The following is a 10,131-nucleotide window of genomic DNA, read 5'->3' as shown; positions in this document are numbered from 1 at the left end:
CGCCCTTGGCGCAGGTGTCCACCCCCTATCCCCCTTTTGGGGAGCCGCGTTTCCCCGGGGGCTGGCCGCGGGAGCACCTTAGGGGGACCCGGGGGGGGTGCGACGGAGGGTTTTCGGTCGCACCACCAAAAGGGGTGAACGGTCGTAACTTTCCCGTGCGGGTCGCGTTCTGTCGCGCTAGGAGATCAAGCGGACACGGATCGTCATGCCGCGGCCAACTCCCGTCGCTCCGCACGGCGTCGCGCGGCGGCCTCCGGGTCGAGCGCCGGCACGGCGGCCAGCAGCTGCCTGGTGTACGGCTCCTGTGGCGACCCGTACACCTCGGCGACGGGCCCCTCCTCGACGATCCCGCCCTCCCGCATCACCGCGACGCGGTCGCTGACCTGGCGTACCACGGCCAGGTCGTGCGCGACGAAGACCAGCGCGAGCCCGAGTTCGCGCTGCAACTCCCCCAGCAGGTCGACCACATGCGCCTGGGTGGTGACGTCGAGGGCCGAGACCGGCTCGTCGCAGACGATGACGCGCGGGTCGGCCGCGAGCGCCCGCGCGATCCCGATGCGCTGGCGCTGGCCGCCGCTGAACTCGTGCGGGTAGCGGTCGTGGTGCGCCGCTTCGAGCCCCACGCGCTCCAGCAGTTCCGCCACGCGCTCCCGGATGCGCCCCTCCTCGGACCCGCCCCGCGCCCGGAGCGGGTCGGCGATGGACTCGCCCACGGTGCGGCGGGGGTTGAGGGAGGAGACGGGGTCCTGGAAGACCATCTGCACGGCCGGGTTCACCCCGGTGTGCGCGCGGCCCTCGAACCTCAGCGATCCGGCCGTCGGCTCCAGCAGCCCGACGAGCATGCGCCCCAGGGTCGTCTTCCCGCTGCCGCTCTCGCCCACGATGCCGAGCGTCTCACCGCGCCGCAGGGTCAGCGACACCCCGTCCACGGCCGTGAACGCCCGCTTCCCGCGCCCGAACACGCGCTTCAGCCCGGTCGCCTCCAGCACGACCTCCTCGGGCGCCGACGAGGCCTTCCGGGGCGCGTCCAGCCGTGGCACCGCGGCCAGCAGCTCCCGGGTGTACGGCTGGGCCGGCGCGCCCAGCACACCCGACACCGGGCCGTGCTCGACCGCCCGCCCGTGCCGCATCACCAGCACCTCGTCGACGCTCTCGGCGGCGACGCCCACGTCGTGGGTGACGAGCAGCAGGCCCATGCCGGTCTCCTCGCGCAGCGTGTGCAGCAGGTCGAGGACCTGGGCCTGGACGGTGACATCGAGGGCGGTCGTCGGCTCGTCGGCGATCAGCAGGCGGGGCTCGCACGCGAGCGCCATGGCGATCAGGGCGCGCTGGCGCATACCGCCGCTGAACTCGTGCGGCCGGGAACGCGACCGGCGGGCCGCGTCCGGAATCCCCACCCGGTCGAGGACCTCGACGGCACGCGCGCGTGCCGCCTGACGGGACACGCGCGCGTGGGCGCGGTACACCTCGGCGATCTGGTCACCGATCGCGTAGTACGGGTCGAGGGAGGACAGCGGATCCTGGAACACCATGGCGGCCTGGCCGCCGCGCAGCCGCCGCAGCTCCTCGTCGGAGGCCCGCTGCACATCGGTGCCGGCCACCTCGACCGAGCCCCCGACCCGCGCTCCCGTACCGCGGTGCAGGCCGAGCAGGGCGGACGCCACCGTCGACTTGCCGGAGCCGGACTCACCGACCAGGGCCAGGGCGGCGCCCTGTTCCAGGCGGAAGGAGAGTCCGTCGACGGCACGCAGCCCGTCGAAGTCCACGCTCAGGTCGGTCACGTCGACCAGGCTCATGTCAGCACCACCCGTCGGTCGGCCACCGCGTACAGCACGTCGGCGACGGCGTTGGCGAGGACCACGAAGAATCCGATGACCAGGACCATGCCGACCACGACCGGCAGGTCGACGACCTTGACGGCGTGGACGAGTTCCTGTCCGATGCCGGGCAGGCCGAAGAGCGTCTCGGTGAGCACCGCGCCGCCGATCGCCGACCCGACGTTGTTGGCGTTCAGCGCGATGACCGGCGCGAACGCCCCGCGCAACGCGTGCCGTCCGACGATCGACCGTTCGCCGACGCCGTACGCGCGGAAGGTGCGGATGTGGTCCTCGGCCAGGGTCTCCAGCATCGACGCCCGGGTCAGCCGGGCGAACGCGGCGGCCTCGATGAGGGCCAGTGACAGCCAGGGGAGCACCAGGTTCCACGCCCACTGTTCGGGGTCGTCGCCGAGGGCGACGTACTGCGGGAAGGGCAGCAACCGCAGCTCCCCGCAGACGACGATCATCAGGACCAGGCCGATGACGAAGACCGGGGTGGCCGTGCCGGCGAGGGTGATGCCGGTCAGCACCCGCTCGGAGAACCGGCCGCGCCGCCAGGCGGAGAGCACGCCGGTGCCGACGCCGAGGAGCAGCCACAGCACCATCGCGCCGGACACCAGGGACAAACTGACCGGGAGCTTCGCCCAGATCAGCTGGGTGACCTGCTGGTCGCTCTGGTACGACAGGCCGAGGCAGGGCGCGGAGCAGTGCTGCACGGACGTACCCGTCGAGTAGTCCTGGCCGGCGACGAGCCCTTGCAGGAAGTGCCAGTACCGCGCGAACAACGGGTCGTCCAGGTTCAGCTGCCGGGCGACCTGGTCCACCTGTTCCGGTGAGCAGCGCGGGCCGCAGGTGATCTGGGCGACGTTGCCGGGGGTGACGTAGAAGACGACGTAGACGATCACCGAGATGGCGAGCAGGGTGACCGCGGCGCCGACGGCGCGGCGCAGGACGAAGCCGGTGAGACCGTTCATGCCGCACCTCCCCCGGCCGTCTTCGCGTCACGCGCGCGCTCCTCGGCCGCCCTCGACTCCCGCTTCCGCCCCGTCCCGACGCGCAGCCGTGAGGCCGCGCGCGGGTCGAGCGCGGTGCGCACGCCGTCGCCGAGGACGGTCAGGGCCAGCACCGTCACGAACAGCGCGCCCGCGGGCAGCAGCAGGTACTGCGGGGCCGCCTGGTACCAGACGTCGGCGGCGGTGAGCATCTGTCCCCAGGAGGGCGTCGGCGGCTTCACGCCGACGCCGAGGAAGGACAGCGCGGCCTCGACGGTGATGTTCGACGGGACGAGCAGCGCGGCGTACGTGATGACGGGCGCGGCGATCCCGGGCAGCAGCTCGCGGCGGGCGATGCTCCAGGTGCCCCAGCCGCTGAGCCGGGCGGCGGAGACGTGGTCGAGTTCCTTGAGGGTGAGCGTCTGCGCGCGCACGATCCGGGCGATGTTGCCCCAGCCGATCAGGCCGATGACGAGCGCGACCAGCACGGGCCGCGGGAAGCTCGACGGCACGATCGCGAGCAGCGCCAACGACATGATCATGAGCGGCATCGCGACGATGATGTCCGTGAACCGGCTCAACAGTTGATCAACCCATCGCTTGCCGAGGGCGGCCGCGACCCCCATGGTGACCCCGATGGCGACCTGCACGACGGTCGCCGCCAGCGCCACGCCCAGCGAGACGCGCGCACCGTACGTCAGCCGGGCGAACAGGTCGCGTCCGGTCTGCGGTTCGACGCCGAGCCAGTGGTCGGCGCTCATGCCGCCGAGCGACCCGACGGGCACGCCCCCGCGCGCGGAGTCCACCAGGGAGGGGTGGTAGGTGGTCGGGTCCTGGCCCTCCAGCGCCGTGAGCAGGGGTGCGGCCAGCGCGACCAGGACGAGCAGCGCGACGACGACCGCTGCGACGAGGGCGGCGCGCTGCGTCCGCAGCCGCCGCCAGAACCGACGGGCCCCCGAGGCCCCCGGAGCGGACACTCCGGGGGCCTCGACGGCGAGAACTGCCTCGCTCACGGTGCTACTTCACCGCGACCTGGGAGATGTCCAGCACACCGGTCCAGTCACTGATCACGATGTTCTTGACGTCCTCGCCGTACAGGCGCTTGTAGACGGGGTGGAACAGCGGGACGGTCAGGGCCTTCTCGCCGATCTTCTTGTCCAGTGCACCCCACCTCTTGGCGGCCTGGTCAAGATCCGTCAACTTGTTGATCGCGTCAATCTCGGCATTGACCGACTTGTCGTTCAGCAGGCCCGTGTTGAAGTTGGCGCCGTCCTTGACGATCTGCCGGCCGTCGAAGATCGGGGCGAGGAACGGACCGCCGGAGGGCCAGTCGGCACCCCAGTGGGCGAGGAAGAAGCCCGGCTCGGTCTTCACGTTGTGGATCTTGTCGGAGTAGTCGTTCTCCTCCAGGCCCTGCAGCTTGACCGTGACGCCGGCCTTCTTGAGCGCGTCCTGGATCGCGGTCGCGATCTCCGGGCTGGTCTCGAAGTCCTTGGCGTTGGAGTGCGTCAGCGTGATGGTGAGACCGTTCGGGTGGCCGGCCTCCTTCAGCAGTTCCTCGGCCTTCTGCGGGTCGCCGCCCTTGCCGGCCGGGAAGAGGTCGTACGGCGTGTAGCCGAAGGACTTCTGGTCGGGCAGGAAGGTGGTCGCGGGCTCGGCGAGCGCCGAACCGCCGGCGGCGTTGACCACGGACGACCGGTCGATGGCGTACGAGATCGCCTGCCGCACCTTGGGGTCGTCGAACGGCTTGATCGTCGGGTTGAACGCGATGTAGTTGGTGTAGCCGAAGTGCCCCGTGCCGACGCGGGCGGCCAGCTCCTTGTCGCCGGTCACCTTGGCCAGCTCGGCCGGGCCGAGGTTGGTGTCCGTGGTGACGGCGGCGGCGTCCGCCCCCTGGGACGCGGACAGCCGCTGGTTGATCACGGACGAGTCGAGCCCGGACCGTACGTCGATCTTGTCCGGGTATGCCTTGCGTTCGGCGTCGGTCGAGGCGGACCAGTGCGTATTGCGCTCCAGGGTCAGCCGCTCACCGTCGTTCTCGTTCTTCACGACCTTGTACGGCCCGGAGGAGACCGGGTGCTCCTCGTACTTCGTGCCCGTGTCCTTGCTCTTCGGGACGGGCGTGAACTGCGTCTGCGTGGCCAGGTACGGGAACTCGCCCTCGGGCTTGTTCAGATGGAAGACGATGGTCCGCTCGTCCGGCGTCTCGATCGCGTCGAGGCCCTTCTTGTCCTTGTACGGGCCCTGGTACTCGGCCGCTCCGACCAGCCAGTCCCGCAGATAGGGGGCGCCGCCCGACAGCTCGGGGGCGAAGGAGCGCTCGATGCCGTACTTGATGTCGGCCGAGGTGATCGGGGTGCCGTCCTCGTACGTGAGGCCCTTCTTCAGGGTGTACGTCCACACCTTCGCGTCCTTGCTGGGGCGCCCGGTGTCGGTGGCGAGGTCGGGGACGACCTCGGTGCCGGCGGCGCCGTCCTCGCGGTTGCGGGTGGTGAGCGTACGGAAGACCAGGGACGGGACGTTGCCGCCGCCGGAGGTGTACAGACGGGCCGGGTCGAAGTCCTGCTGGGGGCCCGCGTTCAGGACCGTGAGGGTGCCGCCCTTGTGGGGCGTGGAGTCGCCGCCGGCGCCCTTGGCATCGTTGTCCTCAGGCCCGCAGGCGGCGGCGCCCGCTGCCAGGACCAGGCTGACGGATGCCGCGGCCACGCGGCGCGCTGTGACGGACGGTTGGCGCATCGGAATGACGACCTCTCGATGATGTCTCGGATCGCGAGACGAGATGACGAAGGGTGAGACGAAGAAGATCAGACGTCTGCCCGGCGCCGGGTCGTCGAAGAAGCCGTGGCCGAAGAAACCGTGACCGGGTCACGGAGAGCATGGGTTTTCGCGACGCGCGCCTGGGGCGGGCGTCAGCAACAGTGAATGTCGGCCACGCAGAGCGGGGTCACGCCGATGAGCGCCAGCTCGATGGCGGCGCGAACGGAGGCGGGACGGGGCGACATGCGCAGAAATATGTACGACTTTTCTGCGCATGTCAACGCGCGGTGCGGTCCGACCCCTGTGATGCCTGTCAATTCCCGGGGTAGGCCCAGGGGTTGGCACGGCAGCGAATGCCGTCATGGTTGAGGAACTTGGTCTGCTGCTGCATGACCGGCGCGAGGTCGCCGTCCTTGTCGCAGGTGACGTGGTTGTAGCCGAGACGGTGTCCGACCTCGTGGTTGATCAGCATCTGCCGGTAGGCGTGGATCTTGTCACCGTAGGTCGGCGAGCCCTGCGCCCACCGGTAGGCGTTGATCATCACGCGCTCGGTCGCGGCCGAGTCGCAGGAGACGTTGTCCACGGTGGTGTCCAGGCCGGACTTGGCACACCAGTCGGCGGTCGTGCCCGGGCTGGCGAGGGTGATCACGAAGTCGGGGTTGCCGGAGTAGACGCGCTCGAAGGTGTTCGCGCCGTTGTGGGCCCAGCTGCGCTCGTCGTTGAGCGTCTTCTGCACGGCCTCGGCGAACAGCTCGCCGTCCAGCCCGAGTCCCTGCTCCACGTCCACGCGGTAGGTGTGCTTCTGCCCCGCACCGGGCGCCTTCGCGATTCCGGGGACGGCGTCGAACCTCCCCGAGCCCTTGAGCTTGGCGCCGAGCGGGTACGTCCTGGCCATCTTCTCGTCGTACGTGAGCGGCTTCGCGTCGGAGTCCGGGGCGGGGCTCTGCCCGCCGCTGTGGGGCGCGGAGTCCCGGAGGTCGCGGGCCTGGTCGGTGGCGGACTGCGACTGGACGTCGGCACCGCTCTGATCGTCGGCGACCTGGCCGGCGACGATCACGGCCAGCACGGTGGTGACGGCGGCGGCCGCGATGCCGGTGAAGGCACGGCCCTTGCCGCCCTTGGCCGGCGCGGGCGCACCGGTGGGCTCCGCGTCGTCGCGGTCGCGATCGTCACGGTCATGGTCGTGGTCACGGTCGTCGAAGGGGGTGTCGGCCGGGGTGCCCGCGCTCCAGTCCGTGACGGAGGCGTAGGCGTCCGCCGCGTGCGCGGAGGCGGCCGTACGGGGCGCGAAGACGTCGTCCCGCACGCCGAACACGTCGTCCCGTTCGCCGAAGGCGTCGAGGTACTCCTGCCGCGGCCCGGGCACGGACGCGCGCCGCTGCCGCGGTATGGGAGCGGTGCCCCGGCCGTTCTCCGTCAACTCTCCCCAGCCGCCACCGGGTTCCCGCTGCTCGGGGTGACCGCCACGGGCGGCGGGGAAGCCGTGCGCGGGGGTGCCGTCGGGCAGCCGCGGCACACCGCGCCCCGGGGCACCGTCCGGACTCCATCCGTCCGGCAGCTGCGGCATCCCGTACGGCGGCGTGCCGGAACCCGGCGCGGTCCCGGAACCCGGTGCGGGCCGCGGGCCCGGCGTACGGCGAGGGCCCGCGCCCTGTGCCGGCCGGCCGCCCTGCGCGGCGTCGGGAGGTGCCGTCCGGCCTCCCCGGCTCGGGTCCGGCGCCTGGCTCCGCCCTGGTCTCTCTCCCCGCGCCGACCCGGCCCGGTCGTCCCGTACTGCGGCCGCGTCCGCGGTGTCGCCCTTGGCGACCGCCCCGCGGCGGCTGTGGCGTCCCACTTCGCGCCTCAGCCCCCCATGCTCTCGTCGGTGCTTTCACTGTCGACGGCGCCACCCTTGGCCCGCCGTGCTCGCCGCGTGCCCAACTCTCCGGAGTCCGCGAGGAGTTCACGAAACGCCAGGGCCACTGTCTCCGGGTACTCCATCATGGCCACGTGCCCCGCGTCCGGCAACGTCACCAGCCGCGAGTCGCGAAAGGCCCGGGCCGCCTTCTGCGCCATGCGGAAGCCGACCAGTTGGTCACGGCCACCGTAGACGAGAAGGGTCGGCGCGAGAACGCGCTCGGCCTGGCGCCACAGCCCCTGCTGGCCGCCCAGCGTGTACGCGTTGACGATCCCACGCGCGGACCGCGCCATCGCGTCCCAGAAGTACGGCAGCCGCAGCCGCCGCTCCATCTCCTGCACGGCGTTGCGGAAACCTTCCGGCGTCACCATGCCCGGATCCCCGTAACACAGCGCCATCACACCGCGGACCCGCTGCTCCGCCGTCCAGGCCCGGGTGAGCCGGGTGAAGAGCAGGGCGACACCGGGCACCGCCAGCAGCCCCGTGGGCACGGCGGAGCGCTGCACACGGATTTCCGGCAGGGCGGGCGACACGAGCGTGAGCGTACGGATGAGATCGGGCCGTACCGCGGCGACACGGGTGGTGATGGCGCCACCGAGCGAGTTCCCGAACAGGTGCACGGGACCGCGGCCGGAGGCGTCGAGGTAGCGGATGACCGCGCGCGCGTGCCCCGTGACGGAGTAGTCGCCGTCGTCCGGTGGCGGGGAGTCGCCGAAGCCCGGCAGGTCGACGGCCTCGCTGTCGACGACCTCCTCCAGCAGCGGCATCATCGCCGACCAGTTCTGCGAGGAACCGCCGAGCCCGTGCACGTACAGGGCGGGAGGCAGCCCCTCGCGCGCGGGCGGTCGCGAGCGCACCGTCAGCGTGACCCCGGGCAGCTCGACCGACCGCAGCCGCTCGCCCTCCGCGACCCTGACGCCCCCCACCCTCGGCAGCACATTGGCGGGCGGCACGAACGGCAGCTCGGTCGAAGACATGCGGCAATGTTACGAGACGATCACGCAGTGGCTCATGTGTTCGCCTGTGTTCGCCGTCACAAGAATCGGACAGGAGCAGTTCAGGGGATGCGCACTGCGTCACACCCCGGACGCGGATCGCATAGCGTCCGGATCGGGTGTCTCCTAGGCTCGTACAGAGGGCACCCGCATGTGGCCCCTGCATCCTCAGGGACGTTCGTAGGAAGGGAGCCCAGCATGGCCGTAGACCCCACCGACCCCGAGACATTCGAGGCCGAGGACGCGCCTCAGGCGCAGGAGTACGACGTCGAGGCCCCCGAGGTCGACGCGGCCGAGCAGCACGCGGACCTCGCGCCGGACCGCGACGACCCGCTGACCGGCGTCGACCCGGACCGCGCCAACGAGGCCGATCTGGCGGAGCAGGCCCGGGTCGTCTCCCTCGACGAGGACGACTACCGGTGACAGCCCCCACCGGGGGCGGCGAACAGCGCCAGTAACAGGAATGAGGCTGCATTTTGCCCGCTCTGCCCCTGTTTGAAACCTTCGCAACCGCTTTCGCAACCGTCCGGTCCGTGAAATTCTGCGCTCTCACCGCGCACACCACGGTTACCGAAAAGTACGATGGCGACGCGGCCAGATCCGCACGTGGACGACTATGGGAGGCGGCGTGACAGCCATCGAGCAGACAGAGGCGGTTCGCCCGCGGGGCACACGCCTGCCACGCCGTGCCCGACGCAACCAGCTCCTGGGAGCCGCCCAGGAGGTCTTCGTGGCCCAGGGCTACCACGCGGCGGCGATGGACGACATCGCCGAGCGCGCGGGCGTCAGCAAGCCGGTGCTCTACCAGCACTTCCCGGGCAAGCTCGACCTCTATCTCGCACTGCTCGACCAGCACTGCGAGTCGCTCATCCAGTCCGTGCGCCACGCGCTCGCCTCGACGACGGACAACAAGCAGCGTGTCCGGGCGACGATGGACGCGTATTTCGCGTACGTCGAGGACGACGGCGGCGCCTTCCGCCTGGTCTTCGAGTCGGACCTGACGAACGAGCCCGCCGTGCGCGAGCGCGTCGACAAGGTCACCAACGAGTGCGCGGAGGCGATCTGCGAGGTCATCGCCGAGGACACCGGCCTCTCGCAGGCGGAGTCGATGCTGCTCGCCTCGGGCCTGGGCGGCCTCGCCCAGGTCGTCGCGCGGTCCTGGCTGCACAGCGACCGCAGCGTGCCCCGCGATCAGGCTGTGCAGCTGCTGACCTCGCTGGCATGGCGCGGCATCGCGGGCTTCCCGCTGCACGGGACCGATCACCACTGACGCGCGCTTTGTTCCCGCCCGATGTTCGCTCGTGGCGTTCTCGGGCGGGAACTGTACGTCCCCTCGCCGGGCTAATGTGTGCTGCGTACGGCGCGGAAGGTCGCGCACATCACTGACCGTCGGAGGGACATAGCCGTGGAGGTCAAGATCGGCGTGCAGCACGCGCCCCGCGAGATCGTTCTGGAGAGCGGTCAGAGCCCCGAGGAGGTCGAGCGCGTCGTGGCCGAGGCACTGGCCGGAAAGTCGCAGCTGCTGAGCCTCGTGGACGAACACGGCCGCAAGATCCTGGTCCCGGCCGACCGTCTCGCGTACGTCGAGATCGGCGAGCCGGCCCCGCGCAAGGTGGGCTTCGGCGCGCTGTAGTCGCGCGAGTGGAGCGGGGCGGGACGGCCATCGGCCGTCC

General features: G+C 71.1%; 10 protein-coding genes. 3 read left to right on the top strand and 7 right to left on the bottom strand.

Annotated elements, in window-relative coordinates; translation table 11 throughout:
• Positions 1–203: 203 nt before the first annotated feature.
• The 7 genes from ACFT4A_RS39225 to ACFT4A_RS39195 all read right to left on the bottom strand — a co-directional run bounded on the left by ACFT4A_RS39225 (position 204) and on the right by ACFT4A_RS39195 (position 8,440).
• Entirely contained in the window at positions 204–1,796 is a 1,593-nt protein-coding gene (locus ACFT4A_RS39225) for a dipeptide ABC transporter ATP-binding protein (RefSeq protein ID WP_382840556.1), read from the bottom strand.
• Complete coding sequence (locus ACFT4A_RS39220) at positions 1,793–2,791, bottom strand: ABC transporter permease (RefSeq protein ID WP_382840553.1); 999 nt, start codon at positions 2,789–2,791, stop codon at positions 1,793–1,795. Before ACFT4A_RS39220 ends, ACFT4A_RS39225 begins: the two co-directional genes overlap by 4 nt.
• Complete coding sequence (locus ACFT4A_RS39215; RefSeq protein ID WP_382840550.1) at positions 2,788–3,822, bottom strand: ABC transporter permease; 1,035 nt, start codon at positions 3,820–3,822, stop codon at positions 2,788–2,790. The genes ACFT4A_RS39220 and ACFT4A_RS39215 overlap by 4 nt, the downstream gene beginning before the upstream one ends.
• Before the next feature lie 4 nt (positions 3,823–3,826).
• Positions 3,827–5,545, bottom strand: a complete 1,719-nt coding sequence (locus ACFT4A_RS39210; protein ID WP_382840547.1) for an ABC transporter substrate-binding protein — start codon at positions 5,543–5,545, stop codon at positions 3,827–3,829.
• A 173-nt stretch (positions 5,546–5,718) separates the two neighbouring features.
• Entirely contained in the window at positions 5,719–5,811 is a 93-nt protein-coding gene (locus ACFT4A_RS39205; RefSeq protein WP_310851085.1) for an Ms4533A family Cys-rich leader peptide, read from the bottom strand.
• A 68-nt stretch (positions 5,812–5,879) separates the two neighbouring features.
• On the bottom strand, positions 5,880–7,400 hold the full coding sequence (locus ACFT4A_RS39200) for a DUF3152 domain-containing protein (protein ID WP_382840544.1): 1,521 nt from the start codon (positions 7,398–7,400) through the stop codon (positions 5,880–5,882).
• A gap of 8 nt (positions 7,401–7,408) precedes the next feature.
• Positions 7,409–8,440 carry an alpha/beta fold hydrolase gene (locus ACFT4A_RS39195; RefSeq protein ID WP_382840541.1) on the bottom strand — a complete coding sequence of 344 codons (1,032 nt, stop codon included), beginning with the start codon at positions 8,438–8,440 and terminating at the stop codon, positions 7,409–7,411.
• 216 nt (positions 8,441–8,656) lie between these two features.
• Between ACFT4A_RS39195 and ACFT4A_RS39190 the strand changes: the two genes are divergently transcribed.
• From ACFT4A_RS39190 to ACFT4A_RS39180, 3 genes are all read left to right on the top strand, one after another.
• Positions 8,657–8,881: a hypothetical protein gene (locus ACFT4A_RS39190; protein WP_382840538.1), complete on the top strand. Its 225-nt coding sequence runs from the start codon at positions 8,657–8,659 to the stop codon at positions 8,879–8,881.
• 205 nt (positions 8,882–9,086) lie between these two features.
• Positions 9,087–9,728, top strand: a complete 642-nt coding sequence (locus ACFT4A_RS39185) for a TetR/AcrR family transcriptional regulator (RefSeq protein ID WP_215118661.1) — start codon at positions 9,087–9,089, stop codon at positions 9,726–9,728.
• A 135-nt stretch (positions 9,729–9,863) separates the two neighbouring features.
• Positions 9,864–10,091 carry a DUF3107 domain-containing protein gene (locus ACFT4A_RS39180; protein WP_189723087.1) on the top strand — a complete coding sequence of 76 codons (228 nt, stop codon included), beginning with the start codon at positions 9,864–9,866 and terminating at the stop codon, positions 10,089–10,091.
• The last annotated feature ends 40 nt before the right edge of the window (positions 10,092–10,131 follow it).

Origin of the sequence: Streptomyces sp. NPDC057099, from assembly GCF_042671245.1 — a bacterium.
Classification (GTDB): Bacteria; Actinomycetota; Actinomycetes; order Streptomycetales; family Streptomycetaceae; genus Streptomyces; species Streptomyces purpurascens.
Note: the sequence above shows the minus strand (reverse complement) of the source record. Positions and strands in the feature narration are given on the sequence as shown.